Source organism: Streptomyces sp. MK37H (assembly GCF_018035285.1).
Classification (GTDB): domain Bacteria; phylum Actinomycetota; class Actinomycetes; order Streptomycetales; family Streptomycetaceae; genus Streptomyces; species Streptomyces endocoffeicus.
This window is the reverse complement of record NZ_JAAAYH010000110.1, coordinates 1-23,025: the sequence shown is the minus strand read 5'-3', so window position 1 is coordinate 23,025 and position 23,025 is coordinate 1. Positions and strand designations below refer to the sequence as shown.

Here is a 23,025-nt window from a genome sequence, read left to right as displayed (position 1 = left end):
CGCCAGCGCTCCTTGGGGGGTGGTGGTCGGGTGACAGATGGGAGGAGTGCGCGCCAGCGGGGTGGTGGTCGGGTGACGGGTGGGCCGGTGCGCGCCCTCGGTCAGGAAGTGGCGGACGGGCAGGGCGGCGGCGCCGAGCGCCACGGCGTGGGGGCCGAGCCCGCACAGCCCGATGTCGGTCTGCGCGTAGGGTCTGCGCAGCGCCTGCGCGGCCACCGTCTCGCGGATCCGCGGCAGCATTCGGGCACCGAACATCTGCCCGGCCCAGCCGCCGAGGAGGATCCGCTGGGGGTTGAAGAGGTTGACGACATTGGCGATCCCGGCGCCCAAGTACACCGCCGCCTCCTCCAGGACGCGCTGCGCGGCGGACGAGGTGTCGGCGGCCGCGAGCAGCGCGGCGAACGCGGACTCCTGGTCGGCGCCGGGGGTGACACGGCCGCGCCGGGCCTGGCGGTAGCGCTCCAGGACCGCCTCGGCCCCGACGTACGCCTCCAGGCAGCCGCGGGCGCCGCACCGGCAGCGGCGGCCCCCGGCCTGGACGGTGGTGTGGCCCCACTCGCCCGCGCTGTCGGTGGCGCCCCGGTAGGGGGAGCCGTGGGTGATGACGCTCGCGGAGACACCGGAGCCGATGAGCGCGACGACGGCGTGCTGGACACCGCGGCCGGCGCCGAACCACATCTCGGCCCGGCCCAGGGCCTCCGCGCCGTTGTCGATGTGCAGGGGCAGCGCGGTGCCGGTGCGCAGCATCGGCTCCAGGGGAACGGCGTCCCAGCCGGTGGCCGAAACGCCGATGCCGACGCCGAGGATGTGCCCGTGGGGGATTCCGGCTTCCTCGATGACGGCGTCCAGGAAGGTCAGGATGTGGCGGACGGCGGTCTCGGCGCCGTGGGCTCCGGAGGGTAACGGGTATACGGCTCCGGCCCGTTGGGTGAGGGCGAGGTCGAACAGCCCGACGCGGACCCGGGTATCGGCGACCTCGACGCCGATGACGTACCGGTGCTCGGAGGCCAACCGCAGCCGGGGCGATTCCGTCTCCGTACCGAGGTCTTCGGTGACGACGCCTTCGGCGATCAGTTCGCCGATGACCGTACTCACGGTGGTGGCGCCGAGCCCCGTACGGCGGACGAGTTCCTGGCTGCTGAGCGGAGCGTGCAGGTACAGCGTCCACAGCAGCGAGGAGCGGCTGCCGCGCCGCGGATCGCGCACGGTGGTGCGCAGCGAGGGCTGGGCTGCCTGCGCCTTGGCCGTCATCGGTCACCTCCGGGGAGACACAATGTCCAGCCCTGTTCGATGCATGTCAATAGGTCTGGACCTTCTTGCGTCAAAGAATTTGAGGCGGGGTCCGACCCAACTCCCCCTGAACCGACAGAAGTCGAACCCTTAGCGCGCTCCACCGGTGGCGAGGAAGTGCGCCAGCGGAAGCGTGGCCGCGCCCAACGCCACGGCGTCGGGCCCCAGTTCGGCCAGCCCGATCTCGGTCTGGGCGTACGGCCTGCGCAGCGCGTAGGAGGCGGTGACGGCCCGGATCCTGGGGAGGACGCGGCCGCCGAGGAGCAGTCCGGCCCAGCCGCCGAGGATGATCCGCTCGGGGTTGAAGAGGTTGATCAGATCGGCGATGCCCGCGCCGAGGTAGGCGGCGGTCTCCTCCAGCACCTCACGCGCCCGCGCCTCGCTCCCGGCGGCCCCTACGATCGCGGCGAACGCGGCCTGCTGGTCCTCACCGGCACCGTCCGCGTCGCCCACGCCGCCCTCAGCGGCACCGTCCAAGCCGTCCTTACCGCCACCACCCGCGCCGCCGTCGCCACCCGCGCCACCCGCGCCGCCCGCACCGGCTCCGCGCGCCCCGTGCCCGTAGCGGTCGAGCACCGCCTGCGCCCCGACGTACGCCTCCAGACAGCCGACCGCACCGCATCGGCACGCGCGCCCGCCGACCTGGACGACCGTGTGCCCCCACTCCCCCGCGCTGCTGGTCGCGCCCCGGTACGGCACCCCGGCGGTCACGATGGCCGCGCCGACGCCGGAGCCGATCAGCGCGATCACCGCGTTGTCCGCGCCGCGGCCCGCGCCGAACCACATCTCGGCCTGCCCCTGCGCGGTGGCGCCGTTGTCGATGAACAACGGCAGATCGGTGCCGGTGCGCAGCAGCCGCTCCAGCGGCACCGCGTCCCGCCCGGCGGACGGGCCGTGGACGAGGATCTCGTCTCCCTGTTCGACGACGCCGGGGACGCCGACCCCGACGCCGATGACCGCCTCCGGCGAGGCGCCGCTCTTGTCGACGACCGCGTTCAGGCCGGTCAGGATGTGGCCGACGACCGGCTCCGGATCCCGCTCCAGCCCTCCGGGCGTCAGCGGATGCTCCCACCGGGCCAGTTCGGTCAGCGCGAGGTCGAACAGCTCCACGCGGACATGGGTCTCGCCGACGTCGACCCCGATGAGATGGCCGCCGCCCGGCGTGACCCGCAGCAGCGTGCGGGGGCGTCCACCGTCGGACTCGACGGACCCGGCCTCCTCCACCAGTTCGTCGGCGAGCAGTTCGCCGACGACATTGCTGACCGAACCGGAGCTGAGCCCGGTGAGCGTCCCCAACTCCTGACGGCTCACCGGGCCCCGGAAGTACAGCTGGCGCAGCAGCGTCGAGCGGTTGCCGCGCCGCAGGTCGCGGACGGTCCGTCGGTTCATCTGACCCATCGGGCTCCTTCCCCCTGCCCGAACCTACCGGACGCGGCCGCTCTTGACGCCGACTGGTTTCATCGCTTAACTCACGGTCTGAATGAAGTCTCGCGCTTCACTTTTTGAACGGTCAAGGGCGAGTTGACGGTCAACGGCGGCTGAGCGGCGCTGCCTCATGGCCGCCGTACGGCTCACTACTCCGCACCGGGGGCCTGGAACAGCGCGAGCAGATCCTCCCGCCCGAACATCCGCGCCGTCTCGACGGCCGAGGGCGATCCGGCGCGCGGGTCGGCACCCTTGGCCAGCAGCACCCTCAGCACCTCCGCCTCACCCTTGAACGTGGCGCCCGCGATGGGGGTCTGACCCCGTTCGTTCACCCGATTGGGGTCGGCGCCGCGCTGGAGCAGGGCCGACACCGTGGCGGGATGGCCGTAGTAGGCCGCGAGCATGAGCAGGGAATCGCCCTTGTCGTTGGTGAGGTTGGCCGGGACGCCCGCGTCCACATAGGCGGCGAGCGTATCGGTGTCACCCTGCCGGGCCAGGTCGAAGACCTTGGCCGCCAGCTGGAGCACCTCCGGGTCGTGGGCGGGCTCGCTCTCGGGGTTCGATTCGGTCATGGCCTGTCGCCTCCGGCTTCGCTACCTGGGTATGTGATCATCCACCCTAAGGACGGCGGCCGACCCACCCGAGCAGGCGGGCGCCCCGCCCCGGCAGGCGGTCGGCTCGTAGCGCCACGCCTCCATGGTGATGATTACACCGATAATCCACCCAATTGCACCTTTCGCCCGATGGATACATGCTGTGATCCTGGAACCACTCATGGTGACTGACCGTCCCCCATCAGCAGGAGACCGTGATGATCCTGTCCATTTCCGGCGTCGTGCTGCTCGGCATCATCGTCTTCATCTTCTTCCGCAAGGACGGCCTGAAGGGGTCGCACGCGGTCATCTGTGCGCTCTTCGGCTTCTATCTCGCGTCCACCGCGATCGCCCCGAGCATCAAGGCGGGTGGCGCGAGCCTCGCCAGCCTCTTGGGTGGGATCAAGATCTGACGTGGGCCGGAGACCGCTCCCCCGCCTCCGTCTCGGCAGCGCCGGGGGCACCCCGCTCGTCCCGCCCGGCCGCGGCCGGGCGTTCGCCCGCAGCACGGCCGACGGCATCGCCGATGTGCTCCAGCCGCTGGTCACGCTCTCGCGCGGGTTGCGCGTGCTCGCCGCCGCCGGGCGGCGCAGGTGGCTGGAGCTGCCGGGCGACCGCCGCGGACCGGTGTTCACCCTCGTGGTCGCCTGCGGCTTCGTCCTCTTCCTGCTGCCGTACGGGCCCCTGGCGGCGGCGATCAGCCTGATCGGCGCGGCGGGCTGGGCCGGGCGGGGGCGCGCCGGCGCCGCGTCGGAGACGCCCGCCGACGGCACCGAGCGGCTGCGCACGCTCTACGAGGCGCTGGTGCCGTACTTCTCCACCTCCGAGGACCCCAGCCCGCTCTACAGCCACGGCGGTGACTGGTCCGAGGCGTTCGACTCCTTCGCCTTCGACGAGAGCGGACGGCTCACCCGGCTGCGCCTCCACTACCCCGCGTACTTCACCGACGGCGAGCCCGCGGCCCGCACCCGGATCGAGCAGCTGCTGTACGCGAAGTCGGGGCGCGGCCGTGAATATCTGTTCGAGTGGGACGAGGAGGCCAACAACCTCACCCTGACCGTGCTGCCCGCCCTGTCCACCGCGATCCACGCCCAGCGCTTCGTCACCGCGCCCGGTGAGACGGTGCTGGGCTTCACCGACCCCTCGTCGGTGCAGCGGACGCTGCCGGTGCTGGCGGGGCCGGAGACGTGCGGGGAGGGCGAGGAGAGCGCGGAGGGCACGGGGGACGTCGGACTCAGGAAAGCAGCAGGAGACGGGCCGGAGACCTATGACGTACCGCCGGTGGTCTGGCGCACCGGCCCGCGGTCGACCGAACCGCATCTGCTCGCGCTCGGCCAGCCCGGAAGCGGCACCACGACCCTGCTGCGCTCCATCGCGCTGCAGGCGCTGCCCCATGGCGAGGTGCTGGTGGTGGACGGCGGCGGCACCGGCGAGTACGCGTGTCTGAGCGGACGCACGGGGGTGCTGGCCGTGGAGTGCGGGCCGGCCGGGATGCTGGCCACGCTGGAGTGGGCGGGCCATGAGACCGAGCGCCGGCTGATCGCCGCCAACCGCGCCCGCCAGCTGCGGCATGCGCCACCGGAGGACATCCAGCGCCCGCTGTGGATCCTGCTGGACCGGCCGTCGGTGATGAGCCATCTCGCGGCGGCGGACGGCCGCACCGATCCGCAGGAGCTGCTGGCCGTGCCGCTGCGGCACGGACGGGCGGCGAACGTACGGGTGGTGGTTGCCGATCAGCTGGACGCCGCGGAGGCGCTGAGCGAGGCCGTACGGAGCCACACCCGGGCCCGGGTGGTGCTGGGCCCGGTCTCTTCCGAGCAGGTCACGGCCGTCCTCGGGGCGCCGCCGCACACCACTCCGACGCCCGAGGTGCCTCCGGGCCGTGGCTATGCCCGTCTCGGCGCGGGCCCGGTGCACCGCCTCCAGGTGCCGGCCACGCCCGACCCGTACGACGAGGCGGCCGGCGAGGCCGAGCGGCAGGCGGTGCTCCGGCTGCTCCCGGCCCCCGACCCGGCGGCGCCCCCGGCTCCGGCGCCCGTCGGAGGCTGAGCGGTCCGCAGGACGTGCCCCGACCTGCCGTCGATCGTCTGCGACGCCGTCGTGGCTGGTCCCACGCGGCGGAGCCGCATATCGACACAGCCGCGGCGGAGCCGCACATCGACACGGCCCCGCGCCCCTTCGGGGCGCGTCCGAACCGCGGCCGACTTCCGCCGATCCGCTTAGCCACCGGAGGCTGAGCCACCGGGGCCCCGTAGCGGAGCCACACCGGGGCGCTTACGGCGGGTCAGGCCGCGGCCACCGCCACCGCCACCGCCACGTCGCCTTACGGCGGCTCAGGCCACATAGGTCCGCGGCGCCTCCGCCTCGATCGTGGCGCCCGTGGCCACCAGGTCGGCGGCCGAGGCCAGCCGGGTGGCGGCCTTCTCCGCGACCGCTCCCCCGACCGTGAACGGCAGCCGTACGTACCCCTCGAACGCGCCGTCCACCCCGAAGCGCGGCCCCGACGGCACCCGGACCCCCAGCCGGGCTCCCGCCTCGGCGATGCGGGAGCCGGAGAGACCGCCGGTGCGGGCCCAGAGGGTGAGCCCACCGTGCGGAACGGTGAACTCCCAGTCGGGCAGATGGCGCCGGAGGGCGTCGACGAGCGCGTCCCGGTTGCCGCGCGCGAGCTCCCGGCGGATCCCGATGGCCTCCTCCCAGCCGCCGGTGTTCAGCAGCCAGGCGACGGCGAGCTGTTCGATGACGGGGGTGCCCAGGTCCGCGTAGGCACGGGCGGCGACCAGGCTGCGGATGACATCGGGCGCGGCGCGCACCCAGCCGATCCGCAGCCCCGCCCAGAAGCTCTTGCTCGCCGAGCCGACCGTGATCACGGTGCTGCCCGCCGGATCGAAGGCGCAGACGGGCCGGGGCAGCTCCACCTCGTCGTCCAGCCGCAGCTCGGCCATGGTCTCGTCGGCGATCAGGACCGTTCCGGCGGAGCGGGCGGCGTCGACGAGCTGGCGGCGCTGGTCCTCGGTGGCGAGGGCACCGGTGGGGTTGTGGAAGTCGGCGATGACGTAGGCCAGCCGGGGCGCGGCGGCGCTGAGCACCTGGCGCCAGGACGGGATGTCCCAGCCCGCGAGCCGGTCGGCCATGGCGACGGGGACGAGCCGGGCGCCGGCCTCCCGCATCAGCTGGAGGATGTTGGCGTAGCTGGGCGATTCGACGGCGACCCGCTCCCCGGGCCGGACCATCAGCCGGCAGGCGGCGGCGACGGCCCCCATGGCGCCGGTGGTGACCATGATCTGCTCGGGCATGGTCGGTATGCCGCGGGCGGCGTAGCGGTCGGCGAGCGCCTGGCGCAGGGCGGGCAGCCCGGCGGGGTAGTCGCCGTGGGTGTGGGCGTAGGGCGGCAGTTCGTCCAGGGCGCCGCGCATGGCGCGGGTGAGCCAGGGTTCGGGGGCGGGCAGCGCGGCACAGCCGAGGTCGATCACGGAGGCCGCGGCCTCGGGCGGGAGCGGATCGAGCCCCCTGGTGGGCAGCGGGCTCCCGGCGGGCATGGCGGTCCAGCTCCCGGCGCCGCGCCGGGACTCCAGGAACCCCTCGCCGCGCAGCGCCTCGTAGGCGGCGGCGACGGTGGTGCGGCTGACCGCGAGCGCCGCGGCGAGCTCGCGCTCGGCGGGGAGCCGGGCCGCGACCGGAACCCGGCCCTCCAGGATGAGCAGCCGCACGCCGTCGGCGAGGGAGCGGTAGGCGGGGACGCGGCGGCCCCCGGTCAGTGAGGCCGCGGCCCCGGCGGCCACGCCGTCGCGGGTGTGCTGTGACCCGAGCAGCCGGGCCAGTTGGGGTGCCCCGACCGCAGACGTCCATGGACTCATCTAATGCGGTCCACCTTTCGGAGATTGGCCGTGGAACTGGACTGGTTACGGGCCACAGAGTGACATGCCGCAGGCCACTCACACCAGGAGCACGCGTTGTCCGACCTTCCACGCCGCCGCCTTCCACGCCGCCGCCTTCCACGCCGTCTTGCCCAGCTCTACGTGGGGCTGGTGCTCTACGGGGTGTCCATGGGGCTCCAGTTGCGCGCCACGCTCGGTCTCGACCCGTGGGACGCCTTCCACCAGGGCATCTCCGAGCACGCCTCGCTGTCGATCGGGACGGTGACGGTCGTCGTCGGCGTCGCCGCGCTGCTGCTGTGGATCCCGCTGCGCCAGCGGCCGGGTCTTGGCACGGTGTCGAACGTGCTGGTGATCGGGCCTGTGGTGGACGCCACACTGTGGCTGATACCGGAGCCGGAGGCACTGGCGGTGCGGATTCCGCTGCTGCTCTTCGCGATCGTGCTGTGCGGCGTGGCCACCGGGCTCTACATCTCGGCGCGGTTCGGGCCGGGCCCGCGGGACGGGCTGATGACGGGGCTGCACCGGCGCACCGGGTGGTCGATCCGGCTGGTGCGGACCGGGATCGAGCTGGCGGTGCTGGCCACCGGCTTCACCCTGGGCGGCTCGGTGGGGGTGGGAACGGTGCTGTTCGCGCTGACCATCGGGCCGCTGTCGCAGTTCTTCCTGCGTGTCTTCGCGATTCCCGCACCCGATGGGACGGGCTCTGGGATCGTGGCGCGTGGCGGCGCCGAGACCCAGGTCCGGGACCTGATTTAGGACTGGGGCCGTCGGGGCGGTAGTGTACGCCCTTGGCCTACCAGGCGGACCGTTACTGCGCGCTAAAGTACCAGAAACGCTGGGTGACATCTGCTGCCAGATGTGACAAACCGGGCGCCTGTGGGTAGAACAACGGGGCGGCACGACGGGCGACGCATGTCCCACTACGGGAATCTTCACCGCCGACCGGACGTTGACCGGATGACGACGACAGCGACACCTGTCCTGTGGGCGACAAGCCCGGGAGGCACGATTCATGAGTGAGCGAGCTCTTCGCGGCACGCGACTCGTGGTGACCAGCTACGAGACCGACCGCGGCATCGATCTGGCCCCGCGCCAGGCGGTGGAGTACGCATGCCAGAACGGCCATCGATTCGAGATGCCGTTCTCGGTAGAGGCGGAGATCCCGCCGGAGTGGGAGTGCAAGGCGTGCGGCGCCATGGCACTCCTTGTCGACGGCGACGGTCCAGAGGAGAAGAAGGGCAAGCCCGCGCGCACGCACTGGGACATGCTCATGGAGCGGCGCACCCGCGAGGAGCTGGAGGAGGTGCTGGCCGAGCGGCTGGCGGTTCTGCGCTCCGGTGCCATGAACATCGCCGTGCATCCGCGGGACACCCGTAAGTCTGCCTGAACCGAGCGGCAGCACTGAGGTAACAACTGAAGTACAAGGGCCGGGGCCACTGCTGAGCAGTGGCCCCGGCCCTTGTGCGCCTTTCGCGGCGGCTGGGCCGTGGCTCAGCCCCGGTCGCGCGGCCGCAGCCCGGGGCCCGGCTCTCCGTCGCCGTCCCGGTCCCGGTCGCCCCCGTCCCGTATCACCTCGCCCTGGATGACCGTGCCCTGCTCCGGGCGCTCCCGCCCGTCCCGGCGCTCCCACTGCTCACGGGCCTGCTGGAAGGGGTCGGACGGCGATCCGGGGACGAAGCCCATCCGGCGCGACAGCGCGCTCTCCGCGCGGCGCCGCAGCAGCGCCCGGGTCGGCGGGAACAGACACACCAGCGCGGCCACGTCCGAGATCAGCCCCGGCACCATGAGCAGCAGCCCGCCGAGCATCGTGAAGGAGCTTCCCGGCCGCGCGGCGGGCTCCTCGGCGCCCGGCCGCATCGACCCGGCCAGGCTCTGCCACGCCCGGCGGCCACCGCGCTTGACCACGGCCCCGCCCACCACCACGCCCGCGACGAGCAGCAGGAAGACGGTCAGCCCGCTGGCGACGTCCGCCACCAGGGTCAGCAGCCAGATCTCCAGCACCAGCCAGGCGGCGATCCCCAGCGGTACGAAGGTGCGGGCGCGTGAGCGCTTCGGGCGGGTCGGGTCGCTCTGCTGCGATGCGCCGGTCATCATGCCTCCAAGTGTGCCCGGGCCCGTGACCGATACGGAGCGCGGGTCGCATGGCCGAGGGGATCGAGGGGATCTCATGGGTTCCAACGCGCGAGGGGTCCCAGAGGGTCCAGGAGTCCGGAGGAGACCGGGCGGAATCCGCGAAAACGCGAGGTATCGGCGGCGGCGGGCCGGGTACCCGCCGCCGACGGAGGTGTCGAATGACGGCTGTGCTGGAGGTCCTCGTGTGGTGGGCGGCGCTGATGGGGATCTGGCTGGTACTGATCAGCACCGTGGACCCCCTGGAACTCCTGGTGGGGTCGGCCGCCGCGCTGGCCGGCGCCGCGCTCGCGCGCGCCGGGCGCCGGGCGGTGGCGGACCGGTGAGCACCTCGGACGGCTGGCTGGCGGCGGCGCTGGTGCCGCTGCTCGCGCTCGTACCGGTGCTGTGGCGGATCGCCTACGGCTCGCCCAAGGACCGGCTGATCGGCCAGAACCTCACCTCGCTGCTTGCCGGTCTGGTGCTGCTGCTGGCCGCGCAGGGCTTCCACCGGACCTCGTACAACGATGTGGCGCTGGTGGTCAGCGTGCTCGGGCCCACCGGAACGCTGATCTACGCTCGCTTCCTGGACGTCCTGCCCGACTCCCGGCTGGTGCCCTGGACGGCGCTGGTCGGGGTGCCCGCCACGGTGCTGCCGCTGTGCGTGGCGACCGGGCCCGGCCGGGCCATGGTGAAGCTGCTGCTGATCGGCGCGCTGCTGATCGCGGGCAGCGTGGTGACCAGCGGCCGCGGCGGTAAGGGAGGCGCCACGGCATGACCGATGTGCTGATCGTCGTGGCGCTGCTGCTGGTCGCGGGCGCCGCCACCGCCGCCGTGCTCAACCGGGACCCGGTGCGGCAGGCGCTGGTGCTGTCCTTCCTCGGGCTGGCGCTGGCCCTGCTGTTCACCTTCCTCCAGGCGCCGGACGTCGCGCTCTCGCAGCTCGCCGTCGGCTCCGCGGTGACGCCCCTGATGATCCTGCTGACCGTGCGCAAGGTGCGGCGCCGCCCGGGGAGTGGCGACGGCGTGGACAAGCCGGCGGGCCGGGAGCGATGAGCTCCCGGGTCCGGCTGTGGGTCTTCCTGGTGGGCGCCGCCGCGTTCGCCGCGCTGTTCGCCGCGGCCTGCTTCGATCTGCCGGCGTTCGGCACCGTCCCTCACCCGTACGGCGCCCGGGCCGTGCATGCCGCCCTGAGCCATCACACGGCCAATGTCATCGCGTCCGTCAACTTCGATCTGCGCGCCTTCGACACGCTCGGCGAGGAGACCATCCTCTTCTCGGCTGTCATCGGCACCGTGGTGCTGCTCCGCCAGGCCCGGGACGAGCACCGTAAGGATCCCGAGCCCGCCACGATCCGTCCCCCGGTGCGCCGGTTCGCGCTGCTGACGCTGCCGTTCGCGCTGCTGGTGGGCCTCTATGTGATCGCGCACGGCCAGGTCACCCCGGGCGGCGGCTTCCAGGGCGGGGTGGTCGCGGCCACCGCGCTGCATCTGCTCTACATCGCCGCCGACTACCGGGCCCTGGAGCGGGTCCGCCCGCTGACCCTCTACGAGATCGGGGAGGCCGCCGGGGAGGCGGCGTACGTGATCACCGGGCTCGCGGCCGTCCTCGCGGGGTCGGCGTTCCTCGCCAACGTCCTGCCCTTCGGAACCCTGGCGACCCTGTCCTCCGGCGGCACGGCGACGGTGCTCAACGCGGCCGTCGGCCTGGAGGTCACCAGCGGGATCGTGGTCCTGCTGGCCCGCTTCCTGGACCAGGCGGTGGAGATCGAGGAGCCCGGGGAAGACGACGGGAGCCCGCGGGACACAGGGGACAGCGGGGGCAACGGAGACGACGAGAGGGAGCGAGCGTGACGGTCCTGCCGTACCTGGTCGCCGGATGGATCTTTCTGATCGGTGTGTACGGGCTGGTGACCAGCCGGGACCTCATCCATGCCGTCGGATGCCTGGCCGTCACCCAGTCCTCCACCTATGTGCTGCTGCTCGCCGTCGGCTACCGGAACGGCGGCACCGCCCCGGTCTTCGCCGACGCGCCCACGAACAGCCGGGTGGCCGACCCGGTCGTCCAGGCGCTCGCCCTCACCGACATCGTGGTCGGCGCGACCGTGACCGCGCTGCTGCTCGCGCTCGTCGTCCAGCTCCGCAAACGCCATGGCACGGTCGACCCGGACGCCCTGTCCGAGCTGAAGGGCTGACCGGGTGGACACCGCGCGACTGCTGCCGCTGGTGGTGGCGGTGCCGCTGCTGGGCGCGGCGGTGCTGGTGGCCACCGGACGGCGGCTGCCCCGGATCGTCTCCGACATCGTCGGCTGCGCCTTCGCCGCCGCCACCGCCGCCACGGCGCTCCTGGTGCTGTTCCGGGCCGGTCACCCCGGACCGGGGACATATCCGGTGGAGTGGGTGGGCGGCTGGCGGCGGGTGGGCATCGTGCTGGTCGGCGATCCACTGGGGGCCGGGCTCGCGGCGCTGGTCTCGCTGCTCGTCGTCGCCGTCCTCGTCTACTCCTGGCGCTACTTCGAGGAGCCGCCGCGCCGTCACACCGGCTCCTTCCCCGCGCTGATCCTGGTGTTCCAGGCGGGCATGTGCGGTTTCGCGCTGACCGGGGACCTGTTCAACGCCTTCGTCTTCTTCGAGCTGATGGGCGTGGTCGCCTACGCGCTGACCGGCTTCCGCGTCGAGGAGCCCAAACCGCTGCAGGGCGCGCTGGCCTTCGGGGTGGTGAACTCCCTCGGCGGCTACGCCACCCTGCTGGGCATCACACTGCTGTACGCGCGCACCGGCGAGCTGGGGTTCGCCCAGATCGGGCGGGGGCTGGACGCGGACGGGCCGGACGGGCTGGTGCTCGCCGCGTTCGTCCTGGTGACCACCGGTCTGCTGGTGAAGGCGGCCGCCGTTCCGTTCCACTTCTGGCTGCCCGACGCACACGCGGTCGCGCCGACGCCGGTGTGCATGCTGCTGTCCGGGGTGATGGTGGAGCTCGGTGTCTACGGGGTCGCCCGGGTCTACTGGACGGTCTTCTCCGGGCCCGGAGGGCTCTCCCACCCCGACTTCACCCGCGCGCTGCTGGTGCTGGGCGTCCTTACGGCGCTGCTGGGCGCGGTGATGTGCTGGCAGCAGCGCCATCTCAAACGGCTGCTGGCGTTCTCGACAGTGGCCCACACCGGGCTCTTCCTGATCGGCGTGGCCGTGCTGACCCCGGAGGGGATCTCGGGCACGGCGCTGTACGTGCTGGGCCACGCGGGTGTGAAGGCGGCGCTCTTCGCCTGCGCCGGGGTGCTGCTGGACCGGTACGCGACCGTGGACGAGCACGAGCTGTTCGGCCGGGCCCGGGAGCTGCCGGCGGTCGGCGTGCTGTTCGCGGTGGGCGGGCTGGGCTTGAGCGGGCTGCCGCCGTTCGGCTCCGGGCTCGGCAAGGCCGCCGCGGAGGAGGCCGCGGGGCACACCGCCGGATGGCTGCCCGCGCTCTACGTCCTGGTGTCGGCGGTGACCGGGGGCGCGGTGCTGCGCGCCGGGCTGCGGATCTTCGCCGGAGTGGGCAGAAGGCCCCGGGACGAGGAGGAGGGCGGCCCGGAGACCACCGGCGAGGAGGAACCCGAGACCGGCGGCCGCCTCGGGCGCATCCCGGTGCCGCTGCTGGCGGTGCCCGCCGCGCTGCTGGCCGCGTCGCTGGCCCTCGGGGTGATCCCGGCCGTCGGGTCCGCGGTCGGCCGGGCCGGGGCGCTGTTCACCGACACCGGCGGCTACCGTCGGACGGTCCTCGACGGACACGCCGCGGCCGCCCCGGCACATCTGCCACCGCACTGGCAGCTGACCGGGATCCTGCTCGGGCTGCTCTCCGCGGCCCTCGCCATCACCCTGGCCACACTGGCGGTACGGCGGCCGATCCACACCGGGACGGCCGTGCTACTCGCGCCCGTACGACGACTGCAGTCCGGGCATATCGGCGACTACGTCGCCTGGCTGATCGCCGGGACGGCGCTGCTCACGGTGCTGACCGTCCCGGGGGTCCGCTGAGCCGCCGGGACCGGGGCGCGCCCGGTCCCGTGGTCAGCAGTCAGCGGTCAGCGGTGGCGCAGTGCCGAGATCAGCTGGCTCTTGGACATCTGGGACCTGCCCTCGATGCCCGCCTTCTGGGCCTCGCGGTACAGGTCCTCCTTGGTCCGCGTCTCCATGCCGCCCGACTTGGCGCCCCCACGGGCCGCCATCCGGCGCCCCGACGTCTTCCCGCTCTTGGCGGTCGCTTTGGCCATGTTCCGCCTCCTTCCGCCTCAAGTGTCCGGTACGGGGCGGAACATCGCCCGCGGGACTACTCCGAGCGCGGAGTCGGGTATCGGCCGACGGGGCAGGCGGGACTTTCGAAACGCGCCCTAGGACTCCTTGGAGTCCTTGCGGCCCAGCACCTTGTTGACCCGCGAGCCCACACCCCAGGACATGACCCGCCAGGCCGCCTCCGTGACGATGTCGCGGCTCATCTTGCTCTCGCCGCGCTCGCGTTCGATGAAGGTGACCGGGACCTCGATGACGTGGAAGCCCGCCTTGATGGCCCGCCAGGCCAGGTCGATCTGGAAGCAGTAGCCCTGGGAGGCGACCTCGTCCATGCCGATGCCCTCGAGCGTCTCCTTGCGGAACGCGCGGTAGCCCGCCGTCATATCGCGGATCGGGACGTCGAGGAGCAGGCGGGAGTAGGTGCTGCCGCCCCGGGAGATGAACTCGCGGGACTTGGGCCAGTTGACGATGCGACCGCCGGGCACCCAGCGGGAGCCGATCACCAGATCCGCGCCCTTGAGCGCGGTGAGCAGCCGGGGCAGCTCCTCGGGCTGGTGTGAGCCGTCGGCGTCCATCTCGACCAGCACGCCGTAGCCGTGCTCGATGCCCCACCGGAACCCGGCCAGATAGGCGGCGCCGAGGCCCTCCTTGCCCTTGCGGTGCAAGACCTTGACGTGGTCGTCCTCGGCAGCCAGCTCATCGGCGACCTTGCCCGTGCCGTCCGGGCTGTTGTCGTCCGCCACGAGGATGTGCGCGTCCGGAACCGACTCCCGGACCCGCGCGACGATCGGCTTGATGTTCTCCGCCTCGTTGTAGGTCGGGATGATCACCAAGGTCGTGCCGAGCGGACCGTACTTCCGCCGGCCACCGTCGTCCTGGCCCTCGTTGCTACGGCGCGGCTCCTCGGCCTCGGCGCCGGCCTCCCCGGCCTGCGCGCTCGGCTCGTCGGCCTTGGTGCCAGGCTCCTCGGCCTCGCGTGCGTCGCTCACGGCTACTGCCCCTTCTTGTCCGTACGTCCCCGACGGCCGATCATGATCGCGGCCGCGCAGGACAGAACGCCCACCATAGCGAGCACCCACTCGGGGATCGCACCGACGCGGTCGGCCAGGGTCTTGCCGTCACGCAGCGGGATGCGCGCGGTGAGCACATCTTGCGTGAATTCTTTCGTCCGCTGCTCGATCGTGCCATCCGGGGAGACCACGGCGCTGATCCCGCTCGTGGCCGCGGTGATCACCGGCCGACCGTGTTCGATCGCCCTCAGCTTGGACATGACCAGCTGCTGCTCGGGCTGGCCGCTGCGTCCATAGGTGGCGTTGTTGGTCTGGACGACGATCGCCCGGGCGCCCGCGTTGACCGTGTCGCGCACGATCTCGTCGTAGGCGACCTCGAAGCAGATCACATCGCCGAGCCGCGCCGGGCCGACGTTCAGCACACCGGTGTGGTCGCCGGGGTAGAAGTCGCGGGGCACCCGCTGCAGCCGGGTGATGACCTTGCTGAGCTCCTGGCGGAAGGGGACGTACTCACCGAAGGGCACCGGGTGCTGCTTGGTGTACGAGGCGCCGGGGCCGCTCTTCGGGTCCCAGACGATGCCCTGGTTCTCCACATAACCCTCTTTGGTCGGATGGTCGACCAGGGCGCCGACCAGCACCGGAACGCCGATCGACTTCACGGCCTCGTCGATCCGGGCGTATGCCTCCCGATACTGGAAGGGATCGAGGTCGGAGGCGTTTTCCGGCCATATGACGAGATCGGGCTTGGCGATCCGGCCCGCCTTGACGTCCTTCGCCAGGTTCAGGGTCGCCTTCACATGGTTGTCGAGGATCATCATGGGGCGGCCCAGGAAGTCCATACCGGGCTGCTGCACATTGCCCTGGACGACCGCGATGTCGACCGAATCGTCGGCGGCGGTGGGGATGGGCACCGCGAATCCGGCCGCCGTCACGGCCGCCGCGACGGCCACGGCCCCGGCGGCGGGCAGGGCGCTGCGCGGCGAGAAGCCCCCGGCCCCGCGCAGCCGCCACAGGGTGAGCGCGGCACCGGCGAGCGCTCCGCCCGTCAGGGCGACGCCGAAGGTGACCAGCGGGGCGCCACCGAGCGCGGCGAGCGGGGTGTAGGGCGAGCCGGTGTTGGCGAAGGCCAGCCGGCCCCAGGGGAAACCGCCGAAGGGCACCCGGTCGCGGGCCCACTCCTCGGCGACCCACAGACAGGCCGTCCACAGCGGCCACAGGGCCGGTACGGGCAGCCGGGAGACCACGGCCAGGCCCGCCCCCATCAGCGCGAGGAAGGCCGCCTCGATGATGGACAGGCCCACCACCGCGTCCCAGCCCACCACGCTGAGCCACTTCAGCAGCAGCAGGAAGAACGGCACCCCGAAGGCGAAGCCCGTCCAGGCGCCCTGGCGGGCGGTCCGGCCGTGGGTGAGCAGGGCCAGGGCGGCGACGGCCACCAGGGACAGCGGCCACACCCCGAACGGCGGGAAGGCGAGGCCGAGCGCGAGCCCGCTGACCGCCGCGAGCGCGCTGCGCCGCGCCTCGCGGCGGGCGAGCAGGCCGAGGCGGCGCAGCCGGCCGGGCCGCCGCTCTCCGGCGGACGGCGCGGTCCCGGTCCCGGGCCCGGGCTCGGGCTCGGTCCCGGCAGAGGAGGTCCCGGACGCGGTGGACGCGGTCGCGCCGGGTTCGCCACCCTCGACGGCGTCACGGCCCTCGACGGGGTCACGGCCCTCCACGGCGTCACCGCCCTCGGCGCCGCCGGTGGGCGGCGTGGCGGCGGAGCCGGTCGTCCGCTGACCCGGTCGGTCTGCGTCCGGCCCGGTGGGGGCGGCTTCGGCGGTGGTGTCGGAACCCGATGGCACGGTGCGGCCTTCCTACAGGTCGTGCTGTGGTGAGGTGACCGTATAACGCGGGCGCGCGGAAGTGGTCCCGAGGTGCGGATTGTGACCTCGGGGTAGAGAAACGCTTCGGCCATGGCGGGGGTTCCCTCCCCCGGCGCGGCGGCCCCGCCCCCGCGCCGGGGGGCGGTCCGCCGGTGTGCGCGTGCGGAGTGGGGGCCCGACGCCCTTCGGGCCGACCTGGGACCCGCTGGCTGCGGATCGACCGAGAGCCGTTGTCTACTGAGCGTCCGGGCCCCTCCCGGGTCGCACCTGCCGACCCGGCGATCCCTCCCTCGCCCCCGTGCACTGGACCTGGCTCCCAGTGGTGGCGCACCACGGTGGCGCGTCTCCCTCTGGCCCAGCGGCGTTCGACGACTTCGTGAAGATTCCCCGGTCGGGCGTCCTGTGGTGGACGAGCCCGAACCTACCGGCCACCGACCGCACCCTGTCAACAGCCACATGACCTGCGCCGTTTCCTCAAATGACCAGGTCAGTACGGACGGTGTTCAGATGCCACGACAGGCCGGGGGCTCATCGTTCGGCGGTACGGGGCACCCGCGCGTCACTCGTCCGGCCGGAGGTGGACGGTGCGTCCGCCCACCACCGTGCGCACACAGACGGGCAGTTGACCGCCGGGCGTGAGATCGGGCAGACCGGGGGTGCCGGAGCGGGGGTCGGTGGACCATCCGGCGAACCGCGTGTCGGGCACCTGCACGATGAGCTCACCGGTCCGCCAGATCGCGTAGTCGGCGGGCGCGCCGGGCGCCAGGACGCCCGCGTCGTCCCGTCCGATGGCCCGCCAGCCGCCGCGGGTGTGGGCGGTGAACGCGGCGCGGACGGAGATCCGGTGCTCCGGGGTGCGGTGGAAGGCGGCGGCGCGCACGGTGCCCCAGGGGTCGAACGGGGTGACGGGGCTGTCGGAGCCGAGTGCCAGGGGCACTCCGGCGCGCAGCAGCGCCGCGTAGGGGTTGAGGGTGCGGGCCCGCTCGGGGCCGAGCCGCTGGGCGTACATGCCGTCCTCGCCGCCCCACAGGGCGTCGAAGGCGGGCTGGACGGAGGCGGTGAGGCCGAGTTCGGCGAAGGCCGCGACGGTCTCGGGGGTGAGCATCTCGGCGTGTTCGACACGGTGCCGGGCGGCGCGCACGCGGGCGAGTCCGACAGTGTCGGCGGCGGCCCGTACGCCCTCGACGACGGCCGTGACGGCGGCGTCGCCGATGGCATGGAAACCGGCCTGGATCCCGGCCTCGGTGCAGGCGGTGACATGGGCGGCGACGGCCGCCGCGTCCAGGTAGGCGGTGCCGGTGTGCGGCGTGTCGGCGTAAGGCTGGTGGAGACACGCCGTGTGCGAGCCGAGCGCCCCGTCGACGAAGAGGTCGCCCGCCGCGCCGATGGCGCCGAGTTCGCGCGCCTTGTCCAGGTCGGCGGCGCTGCTCGCGGCCTCGGCCCAGTAGCCGTACACCCGCGGCCCGGGCTCCCCGGCGGCGAGCTCGAGCAGCCCGGTGAGGTCGTCCTCGGAGGAGATGTCGGGCCCGGCGCATTCGTGGAGGGTGCCGATGCCGAGCGAGGCGGCGCGGGCGAGGGCGGCCCGCTGGGCGTCGGTGCGCTGCCGCTCGGTGATGACCGCGTGGGCGGCGGCGCGTACGGCGTGGTGGGCGGCGCCGGTCAGCGGCGTGTCGGGGTGGTACCCGGCCAGGTCCGACACGCCGGGCACGAGGTCGAGGAGCGCGGTGGTGACGACGGCGGAGTGCACATCGATGCGGGTGAGATAGAGGGGGCGGCCGCCGGTCGCCTGATCGAGTTCGGCCCGGGAGGGCGGCCGCCCCTCGGGCCAGCGGGCGGCGTCCCAGCCGTGGCCGAGCAGCACCCGGTCGGCGGGGTGGGCGGCGGCGTGGGCGCGCACCCGCTCCAGCGCGTCGGCGAGCGTACGGGCGCCGGTGAGATCGAGTCCGGTGAGGGCGAGCCCGGTCGCGGTGGTGTGCACATGCGCATCGGTGAAGGCGGGCGTCACCAGTGCCCCGTCCAGCTGGATGACCTCGTCCACGCCGTCCGCGAAGCCGTCCGCGGCCCCTTCGGAGCCGACCCAGGCGATGGTGCCGCGTTCGACGACCATCGCGGTCGCGAACGGATCGGCGGGGCTGTGGACCTCACCTCCGCGCAGCAGGACGGTACGGCCTTCGGGGGCCTGGGCGGGGGTGGGGTCGTTCACGGCGGGCTGCCTCGATGGGGGTATCAGGTAAGGGGGTGTCGACAGGGCGTTCAGACGCGCGGCGGGCGCGCCTCGTAAGGCGTGGAGAGAACCACGGTGGTGCGGGTGGAGACACCGGCCAGCGAGCGGATCCGGCTGAGCAGGTGCTCCAGCTCCAGCGGGGTCGCGACGCGCACCTTGAGGATGTAGTTCTCATCGCCCGCGACGCTGTGGCACGCCTCGATCTCGGGCACCTCGGCGAGCCGCTCGGAGATGTCGTCGGGCGCGCTGGGGTCGAAGGGTTTGACCGAGATGAACGCGGTAAGGGGAAGCCCGACGGCCTCGGGGTCCACGACGGCGGCATAGCCGCGGATCACGCCCCGCTGTTCGAGACGGCGAACCCGCTGGTGCACGGCCGATGTGGACAGGCCGGTGGCCTTGCCCAGGTCCGTGTAGCTCATCCGGCCGTCCTTGACGAGCAGCTCCACGATCTGTCTGTCCAACTCCTCCACAGCCGATCACCTTATGCGGTCGGGAGGGCTCCGGCACAACGGGTGGGCACAGCGGACATAGGCACCGCTACGCCGCACCTGCGCCGGGCATGTGACGAACACCACATGCCCTCATGGGTGTCCTATGAGATGCGGCGATTACCTATGCGGCCGCGAGGGAAATGCTTGCTGTGGTCGAGGCCGACGCGCCTGGCCAGCCCACCCGAGGGGGAAACTCATGCCTCATCTCGAGCGCCTCGACGCAGGCGACATCGATACCGACGAGATCCACGACACCTATGAGATGTTCCGGGTGATCTGCCCGGACTGCGCACGCCCCATCGCACTCCTCGCCGACGAGGACGTCCTTCCCGAGCACGCGCTGTGCTCGTCCCCGTGGGACCCGTTCGGGCTCACGGTCTGCGCCGGCACCGGCCGCCGAGTGGCCGACGCCGAGCCCGCCGACGCGTCGCTGGACGCGTTCGAGCGGGACGCCGCGCTGCTGCTGACGCTTCCGGCGGGCCTGGACTGGCGGAAGCAGCCGTTCTCTCACCTCGGCGGCCCCGGCTCCCGGCCGGTGCGCCTTTTCTAGGGCCCGGTTCTCCCCCAGCTACCGCTGGGAGGTGCCCCCGCCGGGGCGCTTCAGCCTCCCCCAGCTACCGCTGGGAGGTACCCCGGCCGGGGCGTACCCGAAACGGCGGGGGCGCAGGCCGCGCCCCCGACCGACACACCGGCCCCAACCGACACACCGGCCTCAGCCGACCTCAGGCCCCGCGAGAGCGCGGGCGATCACCACCCGCTGGATCTGGTTGGTGCCCTCCACGATCTGGAGGACCTTCGCCTCGCGCATATAGCGCTCGACCGGGAAGTCCACCGTGTAGCCGTATCCGCCCAGCAGTTGGACGGCGTCGGTGGTGATCCGCATCGCGGCGTCCGTGCAGAACAGCTTGGCCATCGCCGCCTGCTTGGTGAACGGCCGCCCCGCGTCCCGCAGCCGTGCCGCCGTCAGGTACAGGGCGCGCCCGGCCTCGATCTGCGTGGCCATGTCGGCGAGCATGAAGCGCAGCCCCTGGAAGTCGGCTATCGGCCGGCCGAACTGCCGCCGCTGCGCGGTGTACGCGAGCGCCTCGTCCAGCGCCGCCTGGGCGACGCCGACGGCGCAGGCCGCGATGCCCAGCCGGCCCGCGTCGAGGGCGGACAGGGCGATCGCGAACCCCTGGCCCTCCTCACCGATCCGGCGCGCGTCGGGCACCCGCACCCCGTCGAGGTGGATCTGGGCGGTCGGCGAACCGGCCATGCCCATCTTGTGCTCGGGCGCGGCCGCCGAGAGCCCGGGGGCGTCGGCGGGCACGAGGAAGGCGCTGATGCCGCGGGTGCGCTCGGGGCCGGTGCGGGCGAGCACGGTGTAGAAGTCGGCGATGCCGCCGTGGGTGATCCATGCCTTGGTGCCCTCGAGCGTCCAGGTGTCCCCGTCGCGGGTGGCCCGGGTGGTGAGCCCGGCCGCGTCGGAGCCGGAGGAGGGCTCGGAGAGGCAGTACGCGCCGAGCAGTCCGCCGCCCAGCATCGCGGGGAGGTGCTCGGCCCGCTGCTCCTTGCTGCCGTAGCCGGCGAGGGCGTGACAGGCCAGGGTGTGGACGCTGACGCCGAGGCCGACGGTCAGCCGGGCCGCGGCGAGCTCCTCGAGGACCTGGAGGTAGACCTCGTACGGCTGGTCGCCGCCGCCGAACTCCTCGGGGTGGACCAGCCCCAGCAGCCCGGACTCGGACAGCAGGGTGAACAGCTCGCGGGGGAAGCGCCCGGCGGCCTCCTCCTCGGCGGCCCGGGGCTTGATCTCCCGTTCGATCAGCTCGCGGACGAGCGAAATCAGGTCGCGGGCCTCTTCGGTGGGCAGCTCACGCTCCACCGGCTGCGGGCCGTGATCGGTCATGGCGGCGCTCTCCTCTCCCCTGGTCAGGCGCTGCGGCGGCGTGCGCCGGGGTGAGGCGGCGCCACCGGTGTTGCTGCCGCCGGCCGGTCCGCCCGTCGGATCGCGAACGGTGATGACCTGCACTGCGGCGGTTGGAGTATGCCCGATCCGGAGCCTTCCGGTACCGGTCGCCCGATCTTCAACCAATTTCGCACATGGACACTCACCACCTTCCTCCAGGCACTCCCGCCAACGTCGCACGCATGGAGCAAATTGGCCCAGACCATTGACCCCACTGGTCTAGTCCTTCTACCTTTTCCCCACCCTGCCCTGCGCGTTCATGTCAAGCTATGGGCAGGTCGTCGGGCAGTTCACTCTCCCCTCACCCCCCACCGAGGAGATTCCATGCTCAGACCAGGCAGACTGTCCGCCGCGCTCGCGGCGATCTGTACGGCGGTGCTGACCGCCACCCTGCTCGCGGGGTCGGCAGCGGCCGGTGAACCCCGGAGCGCCGACATACCCCAGGCCACGACCAAGGCCGCCAAGACCCCCACGACGAAGGCCGCCGGGAACAAGGTGGTCGGCTACTTCACCGAATGGGGCATCTACCAGCGCAACTACCACGTCAAGAACGTCGAGACCTCGGGCTCGGCCGCCAAGCTCACCCACATCAACTACGCCTTCGGCAATGTCACCGGCGGCAAGTGCGCCATCGGCGACTCCTACGCCGACTACGACAAGGCGTACGACGCGGCGAGCAGCGTCGACGGCCAGGCCGACACCTGGGACGCGGGCGCCCTGCGCGGCAACTTCAACCAGCTGCGCAAGCTCAAGAAGCTCCACCCCGGCCTGAAGGTGCTGTGGTCCTTCGGCGGCTGGACCTGGTCCTCCGGGTTCGCCGAGGCCGCCAAGAACCCCGCGGCCTTCGCCCAGTCCTGCTACGACCTGGTCGAGGACCCGCGCTGGGCGGATGTCTTCGACGGCATCGACATCGACTGGGAGTACCCCAACGCCTGCGGCCTCTCCTGCGACACCAGCGGTAAGGACGCCTTCAAGAACCTGATGTCCGCCGTGCGCGCCAAGTTCGGTTCGTCCAACCTGGTGACCGCGGCGATCACGGCCGACGCCTCCTCCGGCGGCAAGATCGAGGCCGCCGACTACGCGGGCGCCGCGAGTTACGTCGACTGGTACAACCCGATGACGTACGACTTCTTCGGCGCATGGGCCGCACAGGGCCCCACCGCCCCGCACTCCCCGCTCAACTCCTACAACGGCATTCCGCAGCAGGGCTTCAACACCGACGCCGCCATCAGCAAGCTCAAGGGCCTCGGCATCCCGGCCTCGAAGCTCCTGCTGGGCATCGGCTTCTACGGACGCGGCTGGAGTGGCGTCACCCAGGACGCCCCCGGTGGCACGGCGACCGGCGCCGCGCCCGGCACCTACGAGGCGGGCATCGAGGACTACAAGGTGCTCAAGGGCTCCTGCCCGGCGACCGGCACGGTCGCGGGCACGGCCTACGCGCACTGCGGCAACCAGTGGTGGAGCTATGACACCCCCGCCACCATCGCCGGGAAGATGAACTACAAGCAGCAGCAGGGCCTGGGCGGCACCTTCTTCTGGGAGCTCAGCGGCGACACCGCGAACGGTGAGCTGATCAAGTCCATCAGCTGACCCCACAGCAACGCCCCTGATCGACGCGGGCGGGGAGCCATCACCGGCTCCCCGCCCGCTTCGTCGTGCGCGCCCGCGCACACCCGGCCCCATCGGTGTCAAGCGTTCAAGCGGCGCACGAGGGGGCGCGAGGAGCGTATGTGGAGAAGACCCCCCGGTAACGCCGCCCCGTGTGAACGCGCTCCGTCCGGGGCTCGTACCTCAACGCGGCTTGTTCTGGCTATTGCGGGGCATCCGCCCCACAAGGAAATCTGAGCGCACGGGTGGCCCGCACCACTCCGCGCGCGTGAACCAAAGGAACGATCATGAGCTCCGAGCAGTGCCCGAGCTGTGGCGGCCAACT

Annotated in this window: 23 protein-coding genes; 12 read left to right on the top strand and 11 right to left on the bottom strand. The window is 72.6% G+C overall.

What is annotated here, in order from left to right; genetic code table 11:
* From GWI24_RS17815 to GWI24_RS17805, 3 genes are all read right to left on the bottom strand, one after another.
* The coding region (locus tag GWI24_RS17815; RefSeq protein WP_210946934.1) for an ROK family protein at positions 1 to 1,251 on the bottom strand (1,251 nt) is incomplete at its 3' end.
* Positions 1,252 to 1,380: 129 nt separating this feature from the next.
* Positions 1,381 to 2,688, bottom strand: coding sequence for an ROK family transcriptional regulator (locus GWI24_RS17810; RefSeq protein WP_210946933.1), 1,308 nt, complete (start codon positions 2,686 to 2,688; stop codon positions 1,381 to 1,383).
* Positions 2,689 to 2,864: 176 nt separating this feature from the next.
* Positions 2,865 to 3,287 carry an ankyrin repeat domain-containing protein gene (locus GWI24_RS17805; protein ID WP_210946932.1) on the bottom strand — a complete coding sequence of 141 codons (423 nt, stop codon included), beginning with the start codon at positions 3,285 to 3,287 and terminating at the stop codon, positions 2,865 to 2,867.
* 239 nt (positions 3,288 to 3,526) lie between these two features.
* Here GWI24_RS17805 and GWI24_RS17800 point away from each other — a divergent pair, with 239 nt between their 5' ends.
* On the top strand, positions 3,527 to 3,721 hold the full coding sequence (locus GWI24_RS17800) for a hypothetical protein (protein ID WP_020866907.1): 195 nt from the start codon (positions 3,527 to 3,529) through the stop codon (positions 3,719 to 3,721).
* A gap of 1 nt (position 3,722) precedes the next feature.
* Entirely contained in the window at positions 3,723 to 5,357 is a 1,635-nt protein-coding gene (locus GWI24_RS17795) for a hypothetical protein (protein ID WP_210946931.1), read from the top strand.
* A gap of 284 nt (positions 5,358 to 5,641) precedes the next feature.
* Here GWI24_RS17795 and GWI24_RS17790 read toward each other — a convergent pair whose 3' ends face one another.
* Positions 5,642 to 7,165 (bottom strand): PLP-dependent aminotransferase family protein, encoded by a 1,524-nt coding sequence (locus GWI24_RS17790; protein ID WP_210946930.1) that lies wholly within the window; start codon positions 7,163 to 7,165, stop codon positions 5,642 to 5,644.
* 189 nt (positions 7,166 to 7,354) lie between these two features.
* Between GWI24_RS17790 and GWI24_RS17785 the strand changes: the two genes are divergently transcribed.
* Complete coding sequence (locus GWI24_RS17785; RefSeq protein ID WP_247616528.1) at positions 7,355 to 7,942, top strand: YitT family protein; 588 nt, start codon at positions 7,355 to 7,357, stop codon at positions 7,940 to 7,942.
* 256 nt (positions 7,943 to 8,198) lie between these two features.
* Positions 8,199 to 8,573, top strand: coding sequence for an RNA polymerase-binding protein RbpA (locus GWI24_RS17780; protein ID WP_014056358.1), 375 nt, complete (start codon positions 8,199 to 8,201; stop codon positions 8,571 to 8,573).
* Between the two features lie 104 nt (positions 8,574 to 8,677).
* Here the strand turns inward: GWI24_RS17780 and fxsA are convergent, their stop codons facing one another.
* Positions 8,678 to 9,280, bottom strand: coding sequence for an FxsA family membrane protein (gene fxsA / locus GWI24_RS17775; RefSeq protein ID WP_374103310.1), 603 nt, complete (start codon positions 9,278 to 9,280; stop codon positions 8,678 to 8,680).
* Between the two features lie 197 nt (positions 9,281 to 9,477).
* Between fxsA and GWI24_RS17770 the strand changes: the two genes are divergently transcribed.
* The 6 genes from GWI24_RS17770 to GWI24_RS17745 are packed head-to-tail and all read left to right on the top strand — an operon-like array spanning position 9,478 to position 13,308.
* Positions 9,478 to 9,642 carry a hypothetical protein gene (locus GWI24_RS17770; protein ID WP_210946928.1) on the top strand — a complete coding sequence of 55 codons (165 nt, stop codon included), beginning with the start codon at positions 9,478 to 9,480 and terminating at the stop codon, positions 9,640 to 9,642.
* Positions 9,639 to 10,073 carry an MrpF/PhaF family protein gene (locus GWI24_RS17765; RefSeq protein WP_210946927.1) on the top strand — a complete coding sequence of 145 codons (435 nt, stop codon included), beginning with the start codon at positions 9,639 to 9,641 and terminating at the stop codon, positions 10,071 to 10,073. The genes GWI24_RS17770 and GWI24_RS17765 overlap by 4 nt, the downstream gene beginning before the upstream one ends.
* Positions 10,070 to 10,351 (top strand): DUF4040 domain-containing protein, encoded by a 282-nt coding sequence (locus GWI24_RS17760; protein ID WP_210946926.1) that lies wholly within the window; start codon positions 10,070 to 10,072, stop codon positions 10,349 to 10,351. The genes GWI24_RS17765 and GWI24_RS17760 overlap by 4 nt, the downstream gene beginning before the upstream one ends.
* Positions 10,348 to 11,148 (top strand): MnhB domain-containing protein, encoded by an 801-nt coding sequence (locus GWI24_RS17755; protein WP_210946925.1) that lies wholly within the window; start codon positions 10,348 to 10,350, stop codon positions 11,146 to 11,148. Before GWI24_RS17760 ends, GWI24_RS17755 begins: the two co-directional genes overlap by 4 nt.
* Positions 11,145 to 11,489: a sodium:proton antiporter gene (locus tag GWI24_RS17750; protein ID WP_210946924.1), complete on the top strand. Its 345-nt coding sequence runs from the start codon at positions 11,145 to 11,147 to the stop codon at positions 11,487 to 11,489. Before GWI24_RS17755 ends, GWI24_RS17750 begins: the two co-directional genes overlap by 4 nt.
* Before the next feature lie 4 nt (positions 11,490 to 11,493).
* Positions 11,494 to 13,308, top strand: coding sequence for a complex I subunit 5 family protein (locus tag GWI24_RS17745; protein ID WP_210946923.1), 1,815 nt, complete (start codon positions 11,494 to 11,496; stop codon positions 13,306 to 13,308).
* A gap of 47 nt (positions 13,309 to 13,355) precedes the next feature.
* Here the strand turns inward: GWI24_RS17745 and GWI24_RS17740 are convergent, their stop codons facing one another.
* The 5 genes from GWI24_RS17740 to GWI24_RS17720 all read right to left on the bottom strand — a co-directional run bounded on the left by GWI24_RS17740 (position 13,356) and on the right by GWI24_RS17720 (position 19,126).
* The gene (locus GWI24_RS17740) at positions 13,356 to 13,544 is read right to left on the bottom strand and encodes a Rho termination factor N-terminal domain-containing protein (RefSeq protein WP_020866919.1); all 189 of its coding nucleotides are present in this window, start codon (positions 13,542 to 13,544) and stop codon (positions 13,356 to 13,358) included.
* Positions 13,545 to 13,661: 117 nt separating this feature from the next.
* The gene (locus GWI24_RS17735) at positions 13,662 to 14,393 is read right to left on the bottom strand and encodes a polyprenol monophosphomannose synthase (protein ID WP_223864990.1); all 732 of its coding nucleotides are present in this window, start codon (positions 14,391 to 14,393) and stop codon (positions 13,662 to 13,664) included.
* Between the two features lie 158 nt (positions 14,394 to 14,551).
* On the bottom strand, positions 14,552 to 16,411 hold the full coding sequence (gene lnt, locus GWI24_RS17730; RefSeq protein WP_210946921.1) for an apolipoprotein N-acyltransferase: 1,860 nt from the start codon (positions 16,409 to 16,411) through the stop codon (positions 14,552 to 14,554).
* 580 nt (positions 16,412 to 16,991) lie between these two features.
* Positions 16,992 to 18,539, bottom strand: a complete 1,548-nt coding sequence (locus GWI24_RS17725; protein ID WP_247616523.1) for an amidohydrolase — start codon at positions 18,537 to 18,539, stop codon at positions 16,992 to 16,994.
* A gap of 146 nt (positions 18,540 to 18,685) precedes the next feature.
* Positions 18,686 to 19,126 carry an Lrp/AsnC family transcriptional regulator gene (locus tag GWI24_RS17720; RefSeq protein ID WP_020866923.1) on the bottom strand — a complete coding sequence of 147 codons (441 nt, stop codon included), beginning with the start codon at positions 19,124 to 19,126 and terminating at the stop codon, positions 18,686 to 18,688.
* A 217-nt stretch (positions 19,127 to 19,343) separates the two neighbouring features.
* Here GWI24_RS17720 and GWI24_RS17715 point away from each other — a divergent pair, with 217 nt between their 5' ends.
* A complete protein-coding gene (locus GWI24_RS17715) occupies positions 19,344 to 19,697 on the top strand; it encodes a hypothetical protein (RefSeq protein ID WP_210946919.1) in 354 nt (117 codons plus the stop codon).
* 162 nt (positions 19,698 to 19,859) lie between these two features.
* Here the strand turns inward: GWI24_RS17715 and GWI24_RS17710 are convergent, their stop codons facing one another.
* Positions 19,860 to 21,032: an acyl-CoA dehydrogenase family protein gene (locus tag GWI24_RS17710; protein ID WP_210946918.1), complete on the bottom strand. Its 1,173-nt coding sequence runs from the start codon at positions 21,030 to 21,032 to the stop codon at positions 19,860 to 19,862.
* A 384-nt stretch (positions 21,033 to 21,416) separates the two neighbouring features.
* Here GWI24_RS17710 and GWI24_RS17705 point away from each other — a divergent pair, with 384 nt between their 5' ends.
* Positions 21,417 to 22,682, top strand: coding sequence for a glycoside hydrolase family 18 protein (locus tag GWI24_RS17705; protein WP_210946917.1), 1,266 nt, complete (start codon positions 21,417 to 21,419; stop codon positions 22,680 to 22,682).
* Positions 22,683 to 23,025 lie beyond the last annotated feature (343 nt).